Raw genomic sequence first — 18,969 nt, 5'->3', positions numbered from 1 at the left:
AAACTCCTGCTATTCTAGCAAAAAAGCGGGCCCGACGGGACCCGCTTACATTCATTGATTATCTCATCCACGTAGGAATTTCCACACCACTTGCTTCCTTTTTATCGTTCACTGTACCAGATTGCCCAAAGGAAGGAATCGTCGATGGTTCCTTGCCAAAACCGGTAGCCACAACGGTAATGCGAATAGAATCTTCCATATCCGGATCGATAACAGAACCAAAAATGATATTAGCGTCGGGATCAACTGCTTCTGCAACCTTTTCAGCTGCTTCATTAATTTCATACAAGCTGATATCCGGACCGCCCGTAACATTGAGCAATATACTTTGCGCTCCATCAATACTGGTTTCCAGAAGAGCACTGTGAATAGCGCCATCAACAGCTTCCGTAGCACGGTTTTCACCCGATCCGATACCGATACCCATAATGGCTTCTCCCTGATCAAGCATAATCGTTTTCACATCAGCAAAATCAAGATTAATCAAACCAGTTGTTGTAATCAAATCGGAAATGCCCTGTACACCTTGACGTAATACATCATCAGCCACCAAAAACGCATCTTTAAGAGGTGTCTTTTTGTCAATAATCTGAAGTAATTTATCGTTGGGAATCGTAATAATCGTATCTACTTTTTCTTTTAAATACGCCGCACCTTTTTCAGCCTGTTCCTTACGACGTTTGCCTTCAAAAGCAAACGGCTTAGTTACTACTGCAACAGTAAGAGCTCCCATTTCTTTAGCACATTCAGCAACAATAGGCGCTGCGCCCGTACCTGTACCGCCGCCCATGCCGGCCGTTACAAACACCATATCAGCTCCCTGAAGAGCTTTTATAATTTCTTCCTTGCTTTCAAGAGCAGCCTGTTCGCCGATTTGGGGATTAGCACCAGCACCGAGACCGCGAGTCAGCTTTTCACCAATCTGAATTTTCACATCAGCTTTGGATACTTCCAATACCTGATCCTCTGTATTGACGGAAATAAACTGAACACCCTGTAAACCGCTTTCTATCATACGATTGACAGCGTTATTTCCGCCACCGCCGACACCAATAACCTTTATATTTGCAAACTCTGCCATATTGTTTCCTCCTTCGAATATGCATACTTGTACTTTTAGATAGGATTTCCTTATTATTTTACACTATCTAAAGGAATTAATCCACATTATTTTTAAATTAATTTCATTTCTCAGGCTTATAAACTAGGAGTTTTCTGCGAATCCGGGCCATATTTTGAAAAATACGCATACCAAAGGTAATAAGCACAACAAAATATAAATCTATACCCAACCGTAATCCGACGAATACAAAAATTGCGGCCATAAATGCATTTGAAAAAAATCCAACTAAAAACATCCTGTTATTAAAATTTTTATTCAAGGTCGCCCGTATTCCGCCAAATACGGAATCAAGACAGGCCAGCAAAGCCGTCGCCAGCAGTTTTGCCATATCAGGAGAAACAGACAAATCAGGCATTATAATGCCTATGCATATCCCCATAGCCATACCGATTATCGGATATATCATGAATTATCTGCCTCCTTTTTGGAAATACGAGCATATTCGTGACGGAATGCGCCTTCATATGCAGGAACAACGATCATTTCCAATTTTCGGATTTGCAATTCAATTCCCCAATATTTTAAGCTTTCTTTGACTCCGCCACGCAGATTAAGTGCTCCTGATAACGAATGCATATCACCGATAGCTTTGATTTCAAAGGGCGGTGATAATATTTTACCATTAATATTGATGTTAGGCCCTACACATCGAATTTCCGATGTACCAATCAATCGCTGCCCATTGATTGATAATGCCTCTGCCCCTGCAGCCCGGAGTTCATTGACAATACGCAGTAAATCTTCATCATGAATAATATATAAATTAGGATTAGTCCCCTGCATTTTAGGCTGCGTACTATCATCCAGCGTCACGATAATACCAGGCCCTTCTACAGGCAAAACTCCCGCATCATAGCGAAGTTCCTGTAATTGCGTGTCTTTATCCCCACCAAGTTCGCTGATTTGTTTCTTCAGAGACTTATTGTCAGCCTCCAAGTCCCTGACCTTGGAAATAAGTTCGTCCGCACGCTGCGAAGTGACAGGCAGTACGCTCTGTGCCGCTTTATATTGTGTAACCAGCATGATTCCCAATAATACGCAGGCAAACGTAATCGCAATTTTTCCTTCTTGTACTCTCACAGTCTTTCCTTTCTATTTACTCTTCACCAGAGGTGCTTGAACATCACTGTCAATATACGCAACAGATAAACGGTTATTTTTGACCTCCTGCAGCAGTTCCTCTGTAATATGAGCTCGTTGTTCCGGATGATCGCCATTTCCTAAGTAGATAGGAATAGAATCCGATGTATATACCGTAATCTTATCCGGATTTCCCACATTTACTTCCGCTACTTGATTTAAATATTCAGGAGATAGATTCTGTAAATATGTCAAAGAATCCCGAACCGAACCATTTTTTATAACATCTCCCAAAAGGAGTGTGTCCATTTTTTTACCTGTAAAAAGAGGCACAGATATGCCCTTAATTCTCTGTCCCAGCTGAATAACTACACCATTAGCATCCAAATACGCAAAACCATACATCGTCGTCATAACAGCTATAGGCTTGCGTTCTTCTATGGTAACGTGAATCGTCGCAGGAAACTCGCGTACTACTTCAACTCGTGCAACACGCAGATCATTGCTCAGATTATCCTTCATTGTATCTGGTGACAATTGAACTACATTAACGGGACCGACAATGCCGCAGCTGCGGTAAACAGCCTCATTTGACATAGTACTGTTGCCATCTACAATCACACGGCCAAAGGATACCGGAGAAAAACGCAAAAGAAGCCACAGTAAAAAAACCAATATGACCGCCAGTATAACAAATAACCGATACCGGTGCTGCAAGTCTCCTGTCCGCCGTTTTTTTTTGTATTTGCCGGAATGCAGTACGCTCTTAGCCTCGATCTGCTCCTTATGCGGCTGTTCTGTTTCTGCTCCATCAGAAACAGTTTTTCTCAACGGGTCGTCCGGTACTTCCGGAGGAATAAATTTATCCTGAGGCAGCAACGTCTCCGACACATCCTGATGAGACTGTACATCATCCGTATTCAGTATTGGAATAGAAAAGATATCTTTCTCATCATTTTTCATCACAAAATCTCACCAACATTATAATTAAAATTTACCAACTGCTGCTTCCAGCAATATATTTTCACATAATTCTTCAAAGGATATTCCCATGGCTCTTGCTGCATCGGGAACCAAACTTGTACTGGTCATTCCTGGAACGGTATTAATTTCCAAAACAAAAGGATTTTCCCCTGCATCCGTCATAAAATCGACACGTGCTACACCATTGCAATGGCATAAATGAAAGACTTGCATTGCTAAATCCTGCATTTTTTTTGTCAAATTTTCCGAAATCGGCGCTGGACAGAGATGTTTTGTCACCCCAGGTGTATATTTTGAATAATAATCGTATTTACCAGTACTCGATACAATTTGAATAACAGGGAATACCATATTATCCATAACCGCGACAGTAAATTCATCCCCATCAATAAAAGACTCTGCAATCAGTGATTTTCCATATTTAAACGCTTCCACTAATGCCGATTTAACTTTAGTTTGTGCATCGACAATAACAGTACCGATACTCGACCCCTGCCCTGCGGATTTTATAACCACAGGAAAACCAAATCGTTTCGTAATATCTTCAGCGATAGTATCTAACCCTTGATTTTCAAAGTAATACGAGAAAGGTGCGGTAGCAATTCCTGCACCTTGAAAAGCACATTTGCTCATCACTTTATTCATGCCTACAGCACTGGCCATAACTCCGGAGCCAGTATACGGAATTCCCATCATTTCACATAATCCCTGTATCAGACCATCTTCCCCATACCGGCCATGCAGTGCATTAAATACAATATCAATTTTTTCATCTATCAGCTGTTGGGCCAGCATATGTGGATTCAATTCCATTACGGTAACTTGATATCCTTTAGAAATGAGAGCTTTGGCAATCGCCCCGCCTGTATTACGAGAGACAGCAGCTTCCGTCGAAGGTCCGCCGACAACAACGGCAATTTTTTTAGTTTTTACATCAATATTGCTCGTATCTTCACCGCTTGATTCAGCAATATATTGTTCTCCCACACGGTAAATATCGCCAGCCCCCATAGTAATAATCATTTCTTTCGGTTGAGCAAATTTTTTCAAATATTCTACTACGTCTTCTTTATTAGGAATATACAAAACCTCTTGTCCTGTTGTTTCAACAACCTTATTGGCAATAATTTCTCCAGTTACATTCGGAATTGGTGTTTCGCCAGCGCTGTATATATCTGTAACAATAAGCAAATCTGCATTTTTAAATGCTCCGCCAAAACGATCCACCAGTAATTGCGTTCGCGTATACCGGTGCGGTTGAAATACACAGACAATACGATGGGTTCCTATATCTTTAGCGGCCGTTAACGTGGCATTAATTTCAGCAGGATGATGTCCGTAATCATCAACGACCCAAACATCGCCAACATACCCTTTCGTCTGAAAACGGCGTTTTGCTCCATGAAAATGCGACATGGCTTCTGAGATCTTTTCAAAAGGAATACCACAAGCATCCGCTACTGCAACAGCAGCCAATGTATTCAGCACGTTGTGGCGTCCCGGCACAAAAAGATTCATTGTTCCCATTTTTTTATCATGATGATACACATCAAAACAAAGTCGGCCTTTTTCATAATGGATATGATCTGCTGTGTAGTCCGCCTGATTTTCTATTCCGTAGGATATATAACGGCGGTTTAAGGCAGGGGCCAGATTGCGGATATGTTCATTGTCAAAACAAAGAACTGCCATTCCTTCCTTTGGGTCAAGTTTCTGTATAAAAACCTTAAACGCATTGATGACATTATCCAAAGAGCCGTAATGATCCATATGGTCGGCATCAATATTAGTAACCACTGCAATATAAGGGTTAAATTTTACAAAGGATCCATCACTTTCATCAGCTTCTGCAATGACATATTCGCCTTTTCCTAATACAGAATTAGCGTGAAGGTAATCTACTTCTCCTCCAATGACAACAGTCGGATCTGTTCCCCCTTCTACAAAAATCTGTCCCAGCATAGAGGATGTAGTTGTTTTTCCGTGTGCTCCAGCTATGGCAATTCCCTTTCCCCAGCTCATAATATCCAACAATGCATCGGATCGATGGATAACGGGTATATTACGCCTATGTGCTTCCTGCAGTTCTACGTTATCTTCGTGAATTGCCGAAGAAACAACAACCAGTTCTGCATCTTGCAGATTTTCCGGTTTCTGTCCAATACAAATACGTGCGCCCTGCTGAGCGAATCGTTCTGTAATAGCGGATTGCTTTACATCAGACCCGGAAATATAATATCCCTTTTGCAGCAAAACATTCGCAATCGCTCTCATACCGGCGCCGGCTATTCCTATAAAATGTACTTTTTTCACAGTATTCAACATGTGTATGCACTCCCTTTATTTTGAGTCGCGTGCGATGGACAATGCCAACTTTGCGATATCATATGCAGCCTTAGGCTTTCCCAAAGACTTACTGGCTTCAGCCATTCGTTTCAAAGCCACAGGATCGTTTTTTAAATGAACGATTTCTTCAATAAGTTCCCGTCCTGTAAGCATCTTATCTAAAATCATTTTTGCAGCACCGCACATGACCAAAGCCTGCGCATTATATCGCTGATGATCTTCGGCTGCATAGGGATAGGGTATCAATATGGAAGGCAGTCCTCGTACAGTCAATTCCGCCAATCCCACTGCTCCCGCACGATATACCGCTAGATCCGCCGCTGCCAGTGCTTCTGGCATATGGTGAAGATATGGAATAATATAACTCCCTGAACCATACTTCCCTTTTTCACTAATTCCCGGAAGTTGTTCCACAACCTGTTCATATTCAGCATTTCCCGTCACATGTAAAATCTGTATATCCGGATCATCTTTAAAGTACTGATGCGCTTCTACCATGGCTGTATTAATTGTACGAGCACCACGGCTGCCACCAGCAACCAAAATTGTAAATTTTCCCGGATCTAATCCCAAAAAAGCCCGTCCTGTCTTTTTAGATACAGTTAAAATATCTTTACGGACAGGATTTCCGGTAACTACCAATTTTGTTTTTTGATTAAAACGGCCAGAAGCTTCTTCATAACCGAGTGCCACAACATCGACAAATTTACTTAAAATTGTATTGGTAATACCCGGAATAACATTTTGTTCCTGAATAAGTGTGGGTATCCCGCTTAAACTAGCCGCTAAAAGTACCGGACCGCAAACAAATCCTCCGGTTCCAATAACGACTTGTGGCTTAAATTTATGTAATAACCATCGGGCTTGTACCATACTGCCAACAGTTTTTTTCAATGTAACCATATTGCGAATAGATATTTTTCGTTCCAATCCTCGTACATCCAGCGTGACAAAAGGCAGCCCTTCTTTAGGTATCAGCGTATTTTCCAAGCCAACTTTAGAACCCACATATAAAAACTCTGTCGGTTCAATATCTGCAATAGATCTGGCAATGGTAATCGCGGGATAGATATGACCACCTGTTCCTCCACCGGATATAATGACACGACGCATGCCTCTTCCTCCCTATTTTCACTTCAGCTTATACTACATACTATAGCGACCAGACAATTCGTTTAAAATCGTCGCCGCGCTGTTCAAAATTGTCATACATATCGTAGCTGGAACACGCAGGTGACAACAATATTACTTGTGGTGCCGCTGCCATGTTTCGAGCCATTCCTACGGCCTTTTCCATATCAAACCCGGCGCGGTAAATAGTTTTCACCCCAGCCTTGCGAGCCTCTTTTTCAAATCGGTCGCCCGCTTCACCGACTAAAATCAGTATATCCACTTTTTTTGCTGCCAGCTGCATGAATGTATCAAGAGGAGTCATTTTATCATGTCCCCCGGCAATAAGAATAACATGTCCGGAAAACGCTTCCAATGCCTTAATAGATGCATCCGTATTGGTTCCTTTACTATCGTTATAATATGGAACTCCTTGAATCGTACGTACAAATTCAATGCGATGTTCCACTCCGCTGAATTCTTTAAGAACTTTACGAATAACCGCAAGCGGTGCTCCCGCAGCATATGCAATCAAAAAAGCAGCTAAACAATTTTGAATATTATGCTTGCCGAATAATTTCAGTTCATTCGTCCGGCATATACATGTATCGCTGCCATTGATTCTCAGAATCAATTCTTCATTTCGCAAGAAAGCACCCGCAGGAACTTCTGTATTTGTTGAAAAATATAAAATCCTACTTTGTATATTCTTCTCCATTTGTCTGACCAGTGGATCATCATAATTCAAAACAGCGGTTTCCTGTTTGGTCTGATTACGAAAAATACGTTCTTTTGCAGCAGCATACGCTTCCATTGTATGATGCCGATCCATATGATCTGGCGTAATGTTCAGTACACAAGCAGCTTTAGGTCTAAGTGTCTGGGTATTTTCAAGTTGAAAACTGGAAAGTTCTGCAACAACCACATCTCCTGCAGGTAAATCCGCTGCTTGTTCCGAAAGTCCAATACCAATATTGCCGCCTACTACAGTATGTCGTCCAGTTGCTTCCATAATTTTTCCAAGCAACGTAGTCGTAGTCGTTTTACCATTAGTACCCGTCACTCCGAGGATATCTGCATCCGTAACACGGCTCGCTACTTCTACTTCACTCCAAATAGGGATCCCTCTTTTTACCGCTTCCCGCATAATAGGAATTTCCGGAGAAATAACAGGAGAAGGTACAACAATATCCGTTGTATCAAGAAGAGACGTTTCCTGGCTGCCAAAAACAAGCTTCACACCCGATGCGGCAAGAATCGTCCACGGTTCTTCCGATGCATCAATTTTCTTCATATCATTTAAAATAACTGATGCACCATGTCCAGCCAATACACGTGCTGCAGCTTTGCCACTGATTCCAGCACCAATAACCAGTACAGTCTTACCAGAAAAATCCATTATACTCATTGAAAACGCCTCTTTTAATTATTAATTAGTCGTGGACAATACAATAATAATGGCAATAATTGCCATTATTGCTGAAAAACTCCAAAAAACCGTAACAACTTTCACTTCACTCCACCCTGATAATTCAAAATGATGGTGGATCGGACTCATCTTAAACACACGTACCCCCCGAGTCTTAAAGGAAGTAACCTGTATAATTACCGATAATGCTTCAATCACGTATAAACCGCCGGCTATAATAAGAAGCAATTCCGTTTTCGTAAGAATTGCCATTGCCGCCAATGCTCCCCCTAATGCCAAGGAACCCGTATCACCCATAAACATTTTTGCCGGATGCTGGTTATAAAATAAAAATCCTAAACAAGCTCCGGCCATAGCTGCGCAAAATACGGCAAAATTAATATATCCCAAAGCCACAGCAATAACTACATACGCCACAGAAGTAATTGCACAAGAACCGGCTGCCAAACCATCTAGTCCATCGGTAAGATTCACGGCATTACTCGTTCCGACTATCATCACAAAGACAAACAAGTAATAGAATATACCAATTTCAATATGCCAGTTTGTAAATGGTATCCACAACGTCGTAGGAAAATCCAAATATACTTTTAAGATACCGCAGAACATTGCTGCCATAATAAACTGCCCGATCAATTTTTGCTTTGCCGTAAGACCCAAGTTCCGATGCTTCAATGATTTGATTCCATCGTCTAAAAAACCAATTGCTCCATGACCTAATGTCAAAAACAGGGCCAATCCCTTACGCAGATCCAGCGGATCAAAAACCAAACAAGATACCACTAAAGCCGTTAAAATTAAAACGCCTCCCATAGTTGGAGTCCCCGCTTTTATTTTATGGCTCGCCGGTCCTTCTTCCCGCTCCGATTGACGAGCGTGAAAGGATTTTAATTCCCGTATAACAAATGGACCTAATGCCAGTGCTATGACCAAGCTGACTGCAAATCCATAGATCAGCGTATTTAACATTCACATGACTTCCTTTCAAAATAAGGCAGTATCTTCTCCATCGCCATTCCTCGTGATCCTTTAAGAAGAACGGTATCTCCCGGCTGAAGGATATGCTTTAAACAAGATGCCGCTGCTGCATGATTTTCTACTGTATGCACTTCGATCATTCCAGCATTTTCAGCTGCCGATGCAATATACTCAGCAAGAGGTCCCAACGCTATTATCGCATCAATCCCTAATGCAGCGGCTTCAATACCAATTTTTTCATGCTCCTTCTGCGCCCAATCACCCAGCTCTAACATATCACCAAGAACAGCAATTTTACGACCTTTTCCAAGTTTTGCAAGAGTTCTGACCGCTTCTTGCATCGACGCAGGATTGGCATTATACGCATCATTAATAAACGTATACGATCCAATACGTATCAATTCCTGCCGCATTGCTTCGCTTTGATACTCAAGCAGTCCTTTTTGCATTTTTCTATCTGAAAGCCCCAGTATCCGACCTACAGAAATAGCCGCCAACGCATTGTAAACATTATGTTCTCCCAGAGATGGAATCAATACGTCAAACATTTCATCAAAACAGCGGCACGTAAAATGTACACCCTGCTCATCCATAAAAATGCGGCTTCCCTGTATAACAGCATCATTACCCAAGCCAAAACTGACAACTTTTCCTTTGCACAAATCAGCCATGGCCGCAGTATACGGATCATCCTGATTTAAAATTGCCGCCCCATTTTCCGTCAGAGCTTTGACTAGTTCACTTTTCGCTTTGGCAATGTTGGCCTGAGATCCCAGCAGTTCAATATGACTTTTTCCCACATTAGTCACAACGCCAACCGTCGGTTCCGCTACAGCCGCTAAATCAGCAATTTGTCCCAGTCCGCGCATTCCCATTTCCACAACGCAAGCACCGTGATTTTCCGTTAACTGCAGCAATGTCTTCGGCAACCCAATTTCATTATTAAAATTTTTTTCTGTCTGCAAAACAGTATATTTCTGTGCCAAAACAGACGCAATCATATTACGTGTTGTCGTTTTACCCACAGAGCCCGTTACAGCCACAATGGGAATATCAAAACGCCGCCGATGGAACCTTGCTAATCCCTGATATGCGGTTACTGTGTTGGCAACAAGAATAACAGCAAAATTATCTTTCTTATATTCTTCTCTATATTCCTGTACAACTGCACCGGTCGCCCCATTATCACGCGCTTGGCATACAAAGTCATGCCCATCAAATTTTTCACCTTTCAGCGCAACAAATAACGATCCGGGACCTATATTTCTTGTATCCGTTTCTACTTTAGAAAAAAACATTTCATCTTGAATTGGATATGATACTGTTCCTTCTGTTGCTTTCTCAACTTCTTGTATCGTAAAGGCTGCCATGTTCATCTCCCCTTTATCGCGTCACGAGCTACCTCACGGTCATCAAAATGAATAGTCCCGCTGTTCAAAATCTGATATGTTTCATGACCTTTTCCGGCAATCAAAATGATATCCCCGCTTTGAGCTATTGCTACAGCTCGGCAAATGGCTGATCGCCTATCTACGATAACTTCATGATGTTGTCCTTCTTTTAATCCTTCCAGTACACCCTTTTCTACTTCTTTAACAATATCTTCCGGGTTTTCTGACCGAGGATTATCAGATGTAACGATAGGAATATCTGCATATTCTGCAGCAATGCGGCCCATAATGGGACGTTTTGTCCGGTCTCGATCCCCCCCACATCCGAATACGGCAATAATCCGTTTCGGATTCATTGCTCGCGCTGTTGTAAGTGCTTTTTCCAAACTATCCGGAGTGTGCGAATAATCAACAATAACTGCAAAATCTTGTCCTTCTTCTACAAGTTCAAAACGTCCTGGCACAGAATGAAAGGTTTGGATCGCTTTGTCAATAATTTCTGTAGAAACCCCTTCTGCATGGGCAGCTCCAATAGCTGCCAAGGTGTTGTATACATTAAATAATCCTGTAATCTGCATATGGAGAGAAACACTTCCAAATGGTCCCGTCACATCAAAGGAAGAACTCTTTAACTCTACTTTCAAGTTAGCACCCTTAAGATCTGCTTCCTTTTCAACTCCATAGGTCAATACCTTGCATTTGCAAACACCGAGAATATCTTTTCCATAAGGATCGTCAATGTTAACAATTGCAGTCTTATTATCTTTAACATGTTCACCAGAACTTAATCCTTGAAAAAGCTTTTCCTTAGCTGCCAAATAATTTTCAAAGGTTTTATGATAATCCAAATGGTCTTGTGTCAAATTCGTGAACACCGCAGTATCGTATTCACACCCCGCCACACGTTTCATATCTAAAGCATGACTCGATACTTCCATAACCACGTGGGTAATTCCTTTTTCATACATAAGCGATAAAAATTGTTGTAATTCTACAACATCCGGAGTCGTATTATGAATAGGCAATTCTTCATCGTCAATAAGGGCATGAATCGTTCCAATAACACCGACATGATATCCGGCACTACGCAAAATATGAGCAATAATATGCGTCGTTGTCGTTTTTCCATTTGTTCCTGTAACTCCTATCATACGCATTTTTTTACCTGGATAATCATAAAAATACGGAACAACATCTTCCATCGCTTCATGAATATTGTGTACTGTAATTTGTACAACTTGCGGCGGCAAATCCAGATGTTTGGTGGTCAACACAGCAGCAGCACCTTTTTCCACTGCTTGTTTGGCAAAAACAGATCCATCAACATGTACTCCAGGCAGGCAGATAAATAAATCGCCTGCTTCTATTTTTCTGGAGTCAGAAGAAATCCCCGTAATTTTCTTTTCGACATTACCTTTAATATTATATATTCCATTAATTATCTTACAAAGTTCTCCTATTGTTTTCATCATAAATTCCTCCTAAACAACTGATTTCGGTTTGAATCAAGCTATTTTCAAAAAATGCAAATAGCAGCCTTACGGAAAAAGGCTGCTCATATTGCTCTATTTACCTGCGTGTTTTCCCACGCTGCTCTTTGCATATGAAGGGCCGTACAGCACCTGTCCGGGTGCAACCATTCCCAATTTTTGCGTCGCCGTAGAATAAATCCGGTCCGGCGATTCCATTTTGGCAATATCCAATCGTAAATCCACATTTTCACGATAAAATTGTTGTACCTGTTGTTTTTCCCGCATCAAATTATACCCACTATTCGCTGCGGCTGCTGAAATAGCCACATGTGCCAAAAGCAAGATACCTATAATAGCAATCAAAGCAAATGTTTTCCACAAAACCTGGGAAAATTTGCGTTCCTCCGCTCTCGTACCGTATGCGGCATCTCCGGTATAATGAACAGCAATTGTCCGCGTGCCTTGGTTTTGATAATTATAATAACCTGCTTTTCTGGCTAGCATATTATACCACATCCGATCAAATTATAAAATATATATCTATATACGTCTGGTATATTATATCCGAATCCCAACACGCAATTTTGCGCTTCGCGCACGCGGGTTGCATTCCAACTCTTTATCTCCCGGTTCAATAGCATGACGAGATACCTTCAAAATAGCATGATGATTACAAGTACATACAGGCATACCCGGAGGACAAATACAGTTAGTCGCCATCCGCTTTAAGGTCTGTTTAGCAATACGATCTTCCAGTGAATGAAAGGTAATAACCGCAATACGACCGCCTGTTTTAAGACGCTCTGCCGCTGTTTCAAATGTATTTTTAAGAATTCCCAATTCATCATTTACTTCAATTCGAATCGCCTGAAAAGTTCTTTTGGCCGGATGCGGTCCATCCTTACGAGCACCCGCGGGTACGGCTTTCTTAATTATTCTTACAAGTTCCTCTGTCCGGCATATCGGCTTTTCATTTCGAGACGCCACAATAAAAGACGCTATCCGCTTAGCCCACCGTTCTTCTCCGTAATCTTTAATAATCCGGTATAAATCCGCTTCACTATATGTATTAATCACATCATACGCACTCTGTTTTTGTGATTGATTCATCCGCATATCCAAAGGACCATCCTGCATATAAGAAAATCCTCGTTCCGGTGTATCCAGCTGATAACTGGATACGCCTAAATCAAACATAATTCCGTCAACTTTTTCAATACAAAGCATATCAAGAACATTTCCAATATCCTGAAAATTACGTTGCACCGGAATAAATCGACATGCAGTGCCTTCCAGCTTATTTACAGCTGCAGTTATGGCATCGCTATCTTGATCTAAACCAATAAGTGTTGCCTGATCGGACAATCGCTCGGCAAGCGCCCTGGAATGGCCGCCGCCGCCAAGAGTACAGTCTACATATACTCCATTGGGATCACCTATAATATTATCTATCATTTCATTGAGCAGGACGCTCACATGATGAAATTCCATAGAGCCTCCTAAAAGTTAATGTCAAAAGAATTATCCAGTGTTTCCGCAATATCTTCCATTTCCGGTACTGTTTTCGCATTATATTCATCAAATACGGCTTTGCTCCAAATTTCGACTTTGTCTCCTGTCCCCAATACAACGACTTCTTTTTCCAAATGAGCATATTCGCGTAAATTTCCAGGTATAAGAATACGTCCCTGTCGGTCAAATTCCACTTCGGCGGCACTGCCAAAAACAAAGCGCTTAAAAGCCCGTACATTCCCTTTTGAAGTAGTAAATTTCTGCATGGCCTGCGCAAAATCGGTCCACGATTCCATGGTATATACGGAAAGACAGCCTTCCAGTCCACGGGTAACAATAAACGAACTGCCTAATTCTTCACGGAACTTAGCCGGCAATATCAATCTACCTTTCGCGTCAATTGTATGCGAATGTTCACCCATAAACATAATGCTGTCATCTCCTTTCACTACTTTTTACCACATTTTACCACAATTTCCCACTATATGACAACATAAATAGGAAAAAATAGAAAAAAACTTTTATGTATACAAAAAAAGTCACCATGTCTGCACATAGTGACTTTCAATACCTTCTTATATATACTGCTATTTTTTCGATACTATCGAATATACTGGCGCAAATTTGAATGGATCAAAATTGTATGAGGTGTCAGTTTATCAAGTCGGCAATATTGCAGCAACTGCGTTTTATCATAGTTCTCATAGTGTTCAATAAGTCCGCCCTGATACGCCAAATATGATAAAATTTCATTAGCCGCTACACCTTGTTCTCGAAGCTGGCGCACTGTAATTCCCCGCTGCCGTTTTGACAACCGATTTCCTTCTTCATCTACCAGCATGGGTACATGGGTATATTGCGGTACATCATATCCCAATAGACGCAGCAGCCATATCTGTCGTGCTGTTGAAGACAACAGATCCTGTCCCCTGACGACATGGGTAATACCCATCGCTCCGTCATCAACACTGACTGCCAGTTGATACGCATACATTCCATCAGCGCGGCGTACTATAAAATCACCGCACGTATCCGCTAAGTTTTCCTTCTGCGACCCTAAAATTCCATCAGTAAACGAAATATTCAGTGCGGGAACATGAATTCTCCAAGATGGATCCTTAGTCATTTTACATTTTTCTTTTTCACTCATGCCATAACAATGTCCATCATAAACACTTAGTTCACCTATATGAGGAGCACTTCCAACAGATTGAAGCCGAGCCCGGCTGCAATAGCAAGGATACATCAGTTGTAACTGTTGAAAGTAACATAATGCCCGTTCATATAAATCATATCGTTCCTGCTGCACATAGGGACCATACATTCCCCCTATATCCGGACCTTCATCCCAATCCAATCCCAGCCAGTGCAGATCATAAAGCAATGCCTGCATATATTCTTTCTTTGAACGCTGTTCATCAATATCTTCAATGCGCAACACTAAGGTACCACTGTGGCGTCGTACCTGCAACCAGCAAAGAAACGCAGTCCAAACATTCCCCAAGTGCATATACCCTGTCGGACTCGGTGCAAAACGACCTCGCATATGCCCACCTCTTAATCCGGCAACGAAATAAGCTCTCCAAACAGTTCTTTATTCTGACGAATGGCAGTTTCATTTCCCATAACACACAAGCAATTATCCGCCATAGCTGCTTTAACTAATGGTGCCAATGCCCGAATATCAGAAACTGTCGTTGCCAAGAGTTCATCGCGGCGTTGTTGTGCCATTTCCTGTGTGTTTCCCGTGAAATACCGGTTCATAGCTTTAGCTCCCCGCAAAGACGGTGTCAAAGGAATATCAATGCGGCTTAATGTACCAATAACATATTTAGTCATTTCTCGCTCTGAAACATCAAAAGCAGACAAATATTCCGCTAATTCGTTATATACTTGGATACTATCCTTTAAATTAGGATCACGATACGAGCATAAAACCATATCCCCATTCGTATAAAATTTAGCGAAAGCACCATATGCGCCGCCTTGAACACGAATTTTTGTCCACAAGTATCCGTACTGCAAGATTGTTTCCAACACCTGCAGTGACCCCGTATAGGAAAAACCGTGCTGGCGGAAATTTCCTCCTTTAGCAACATACTGCACTTTACCACTGGTCATGATTCCTTCATTTTTCTTATTACAAGAAAAGTCGCAAAGTACTGTATTCTTCTCTCCCAAAGGCATCTGTGCAAGCCATGCCGGCAGAAGTTTCTTGACTACTTCCTTATCTTCTTCACTGCCGGTAATTTCCAATGTCATACGAGACTGGGTAAATATCTTTTTCATAACATGGGACAAGCCGTCAGCTATTTTCGTTATATCTTGACCTGCTTGTTTAGCTGCTGCCGTAATAAATTCATAATAAGAAAATTCTCCGGCATCACAAAATCCCTCTACAGCCGAAAGATAAGACAATACCCTATGCATCACAATAACATGACCACGACGGAACGCATCCATATCCCATCCGGATTTTGTCTCTTCAATAAGTTCCCGCAGACGCTGTGCATTAGTAAATGTCGTGTTCAGGGAAATCTCTTTCATCAAATCTAACAGTTTAGAGATATTTTGACTTAACACTTTGGTCTTTATCTGGAATACAGGCGTATATGCTTCATTATCCTGAATATCAGAATATGCGGACACGCTATAATCCATTCCCCCCGTATATAAATCAATCTGCGATGCCAATTCGCCATAGCTGTGGGAAGTTGTATCCAGATCACCAATCAGGTCACTTAAAAGATATATATAAGATAACTCTTCCCGTGAAAAACCATATAAATCAAAGTATGCATTTACATAGGCAATGCCATTTGTAACATCATGCACATAGCAAACAGGAATATTACTCATGTCTTCGACTTGAAATACTACATTTTCTGCTTTCGATTCCAAATCGCTGCGCTGCAATGTAGGAATAGACAACAACGCTTCTGCGGAATCCGGTGTTGCTTGCCGTTGTTTTAACGCTTGAGATTTGGCTACAATATGATCAATTTCACTTTTTGACAATGCTGCTTTATATGCTTCCAATGAATCTGCGATTTCCTGATCATGTCGTTCTGTAAAACCTTTTTCCGGAACCATGGTAATCAAAGCATGATACGGATTCTTTAAAATGTACTTTTCGATAAGGTGTTCATAATATCCGGTTTCAATGCCTTGGCGCAATACCTGTAAATCATTTTCATAGGCTAGCGTATCTAAAGGATCTCCCCCATAAAGCCATGTATCCATGCAGCGGATTCCATAAATCAGGCCTTTGGGACGACCCGCAAAATCTGCTTCACGCAGCGTAAACTCCGTACGGTTCAAAGCTCCGATAAGCAGGGTCTTATCAATCCCTGTTTTAATCATATCTGTCAACACGTTTTGTACAACAGGAATAATTTTTTCCTGCGCTTCTTTTTCAGAACCATTCACAGACACCGACCAAACCGGCTGAAGAATACCATCTTGAAAATCACCAGATACATCTTTACCAACCCCCGCATCAAGCAATGCTTTTTTGAGAGGAGCAGCCGGAGATTGCAGCAAGACATAGGTCAGTACTTTAAAAGCCAGTCCCACTGTTGGATTCAGTGCATCATCAATAACATATGTCAGCGTATGCAATGTCTTCCCTTCTTCATTGTCATCAGAAGCAATGCCATACGGGTATGACTTTACCGTGCTAGGCACAGGAACTTGACGGTATATTTCCGAGTTTACCTCTATACAATCAAATTTACTAAGATATTCGCCATCTATAAACTCCAGCGTTTTTTCTATATCCATGTCTCCATAAAGGAAAATATAACTGTTAGAAGGATGATAAAATTTGGCATGAAATGCCACGAAAGCCTGCTGTGTCAAATTCGGAATATCATCTGGATCCCCGCCGGACTCTACTCCATATGCCGTTTGGGGAAAAAGATTTTCCATGACATGTCGTTCCATCAGTGCATCTGGAGAAGAAAATGCCCCCTTCATTTCATTATAAACTACTCCGCGATAGGTCAGTGGAGCATCAGAAGCATCCATATCATAATGCCAGCCTTCCTGCATCAGTACTTCTTCATCCGTTAGCATATTTGGGAAAAAAACAGCATCCAAATAGACATCCATAAGATTTTTAAAATCAGCTGCGTTGCGGCTGGCTACCGGATACATTGTTTTATCAGGAAACGTCATGGCATTCAAAAAGGTGTTCAATGATCCTTTGACAAGTTCGACAAAGGGTTCCTTAAGCGGAAATTTACGTGAACCACAAAGTACAGAATGCTCACAAATATGCGGTACTCCCGTGCTGTCCGTTGGCGGCGTTTTGAAAGAAATAGAAAAAACTTTGTTATCATCATCATTGGCCAAATATAAAACCCGTGCTCCTGACTTTACATGAGTTAAGCTATAAGCCTGACTATGTATTTCTTCTACATACATGGAACGATCCACACGAAAACCGTTATAAACAGAATGTACCTCCAATTTCATATATATACCTCTTTTCTTTTTATCAATGCATAAGTAATATATCCGTCAGTGCGGCTACAGATGGAGCTATATAATCAGGTCTGCTTGCCTTGCGTTCTTCTTCAGATCCATAACCGTATTCCACAAGGATGACTGGTATATGTTGATTATGCGCACCTATAGCATCATATTTGCGATCACCTACCATGACGACAGTTCCTTCATCAGGAGAATCAATACTGTCAAGTACCCGCTTGATCATTAAGGCTTTATCTTCTGTACCTCCCAATTGACTCCCGGAAATCATTGACAAATATGGAAAAAATCCAAATTTTTCAACAATTGCCTGTGCATGTATCTGTGGCTTGGACGTCGCCAAATACGAATATATCCCCTGTTCATGCAGCAATTTTAATAAATCAAGTATCCCCTCATATGGACGATTTTCAAACTTTCCGACTGTCGAATACCGTTCTTGAAAATATTCATATATTTTCTCGGCTATCTTCCTGGAAAACCCATATGTTTCCATGAAAGTGTGCATCAACGGCGGTCCGACAACTACATCCGGATCCAGTCTCCCTGTTGTATCTATTCCCATTTTGACTAGTGCATATTCGACGGATTTGATAATACCTTCCTGCGAATCAGTAAGTGTTCCGTCTAAATCAAATAATACATGTTTAAACATAAAATCCTCCTGAATAGGTAATCTTTTGCAAATACTATGATACCATTACTGCGTAAACTAAACAAGAAGCAACCGCCATGCTTATTGTATCTACGTAATGTCTACTGCGCAAAAACCACTTTTTGACACGGCAGCCATTTTAAGGCCCGTTTTACTTTCCACAGTAGTAACTGTAGGTAAAATAAAATTGGCGTACACTGAATAGCCTGGAGTTTTCTCAGGTTCAGTGCCAAAATAGACAGCGCTATCACACTCTGTGTCGTTTCTTTCAGATATGTTCTGATTTGGCTAAGGCCAAACCGACGTTTCGCTAAACTGAAAGCTCGTTCTACTTCCACGCGATCGCAATTGTCTTTGTATTCTAATCGTTTGTCTCTAACAGCATCTTTCTTGGG

17 protein-coding genes and 1 pseudogene are annotated in these 18,969 nt (G+C 41.4%); all 18 read right to left on the bottom strand.

From position 1 onward, the window contains the following. Positions 1-58: 58 nt before the first annotated feature. The gene (gene ftsZ, locus BLR11_RS09490) at positions 59-1,081 is read right to left on the bottom strand and encodes a cell division protein FtsZ (protein ID WP_091651209.1); all 1,023 of its coding nucleotides are present in this window, start codon (positions 1,079-1,081) and stop codon (positions 59-61) included. 103 nt (positions 1,082-1,184) lie between these two features. Further along, positions 1,185-1,529: a small basic family protein gene (locus BLR11_RS09485; protein ID WP_091651206.1), complete on the bottom strand. Its 345-nt coding sequence runs from the start codon at positions 1,527-1,529 to the stop codon at positions 1,185-1,187. After that, a complete protein-coding gene (locus BLR11_RS09480; protein ID WP_245675128.1) occupies positions 1,526-2,203 on the bottom strand; it encodes a DUF881 domain-containing protein in 678 nt (225 codons plus the stop codon). The genes BLR11_RS09485 and BLR11_RS09480 overlap by 4 nt, the downstream gene beginning before the upstream one ends. Before the next feature lie 12 nt (positions 2,204-2,215). Beyond that, entirely contained in the window at positions 2,216-3,166 is a 951-nt protein-coding gene (locus BLR11_RS09475; RefSeq protein WP_091651204.1) for a cell division protein FtsQ/DivIB, read from the bottom strand. A 24-nt stretch (positions 3,167-3,190) separates the two neighbouring features. Beyond that, positions 3,191-4,126, bottom strand: a complete 936-nt coding sequence (locus tag BLR11_RS14485; protein WP_245675130.1) for a D-alanine--D-alanine ligase family protein — start codon at positions 4,124-4,126, stop codon at positions 3,191-3,193. Between the two features lie 21 nt (positions 4,127-4,147). Next, a pseudogene (murC, locus tag BLR11_RS14350) lies at positions 4,148-5,512 on the bottom strand (UDP-N-acetylmuramate--L-alanine ligase); the annotation flags it as partial. Between the two features lie 15 nt (positions 5,513-5,527). Further along, positions 5,528-6,646, bottom strand: coding sequence for an undecaprenyldiphospho-muramoylpentapeptide beta-N-acetylglucosaminyltransferase (gene murG / locus BLR11_RS09465; RefSeq protein WP_091651198.1), 1,119 nt, complete (start codon positions 6,644-6,646; stop codon positions 5,528-5,530). A gap of 40 nt (positions 6,647-6,686) precedes the next feature. After that, positions 6,687-8,051 carry a UDP-N-acetylmuramoyl-L-alanine--D-glutamate ligase gene (gene murD / locus BLR11_RS09460; protein ID WP_091651195.1) on the bottom strand — a complete coding sequence of 455 codons (1,365 nt, stop codon included), beginning with the start codon at positions 8,049-8,051 and terminating at the stop codon, positions 6,687-6,689. Positions 8,052-8,072: 21 nt separating this feature from the next. Beyond that, positions 8,073-9,041, bottom strand: a complete 969-nt coding sequence (gene mraY, locus BLR11_RS09455) for a phospho-N-acetylmuramoyl-pentapeptide-transferase (RefSeq protein WP_091651193.1) — start codon at positions 9,039-9,041, stop codon at positions 8,073-8,075. After that, positions 9,035-10,420 carry a UDP-N-acetylmuramoyl-tripeptide--D-alanyl-D-alanine ligase gene (locus BLR11_RS09450; protein ID WP_091651191.1) on the bottom strand — a complete coding sequence of 462 codons (1,386 nt, stop codon included), beginning with the start codon at positions 10,418-10,420 and terminating at the stop codon, positions 9,035-9,037. Before BLR11_RS09450 ends, mraY begins: the two co-directional genes overlap by 7 nt. A 2-nt stretch (positions 10,421-10,422) precedes the next feature. Beyond that, a complete protein-coding gene (locus BLR11_RS09445) occupies positions 10,423-11,910 on the bottom strand; it encodes a UDP-N-acetylmuramoyl-L-alanyl-D-glutamate--2,6-diaminopimelate ligase (RefSeq protein WP_176762944.1) in 1,488 nt (495 codons plus the stop codon). 96 nt (positions 11,911-12,006) lie between these two features. Next, on the bottom strand, positions 12,007-12,417 hold the full coding sequence (locus BLR11_RS09440; protein ID WP_091651185.1) for an FtsB/FtsL family cell division protein: 411 nt from the start codon (positions 12,415-12,417) through the stop codon (positions 12,007-12,009). Between the two features lie 54 nt (positions 12,418-12,471). Then, the gene (gene rsmH / locus BLR11_RS09435) at positions 12,472-13,404 is read right to left on the bottom strand and encodes a 16S rRNA (cytosine(1402)-N(4))-methyltransferase RsmH (protein ID WP_091651184.1); all 933 of its coding nucleotides are present in this window, start codon (positions 13,402-13,404) and stop codon (positions 12,472-12,474) included. A gap of 8 nt (positions 13,405-13,412) precedes the next feature. Beyond that, complete coding sequence (mraZ, locus tag BLR11_RS09430) at positions 13,413-13,853, bottom strand: division/cell wall cluster transcriptional repressor MraZ (protein WP_091651181.1); 441 nt, start codon at positions 13,851-13,853, stop codon at positions 13,413-13,415. A 173-nt stretch (positions 13,854-14,026) separates the two neighbouring features. Beyond that, the gene (gene gluQRS, locus BLR11_RS09425; protein ID WP_091651178.1) at positions 14,027-14,971 is read right to left on the bottom strand and encodes a tRNA glutamyl-Q(34) synthetase GluQRS; all 945 of its coding nucleotides are present in this window, start codon (positions 14,969-14,971) and stop codon (positions 14,027-14,029) included. A gap of 11 nt (positions 14,972-14,982) precedes the next feature. Beyond that, a complete protein-coding gene (locus BLR11_RS09420; protein ID WP_091651176.1) occupies positions 14,983-17,904 on the bottom strand; it encodes an insulinase family protein in 2,922 nt (973 codons plus the stop codon). Positions 17,905-17,926: 22 nt separating this feature from the next. Beyond that, positions 17,927-18,574, bottom strand: a complete 648-nt coding sequence (locus tag BLR11_RS09415) for an HAD hydrolase-like protein (RefSeq protein WP_091651173.1) — start codon at positions 18,572-18,574, stop codon at positions 17,927-17,929. Between the two features lie 101 nt (positions 18,575-18,675). Further along, positions 18,676-18,969, bottom strand: a 294-nt coding sequence (locus BLR11_RS09410) for a transposase (RefSeq protein WP_143006424.1), incomplete at its 5' end; no start/stop codon positions are given.

This window comes from Megasphaera paucivorans (assembly GCF_900103535.1).
GTDB lineage: Bacteria > Bacillota > Negativicutes > Veillonellales > Megasphaeraceae > Megasphaera_A > Megasphaera_A paucivorans.
This window is presented reverse-complemented; position numbering and strand designations above follow the sequence as displayed.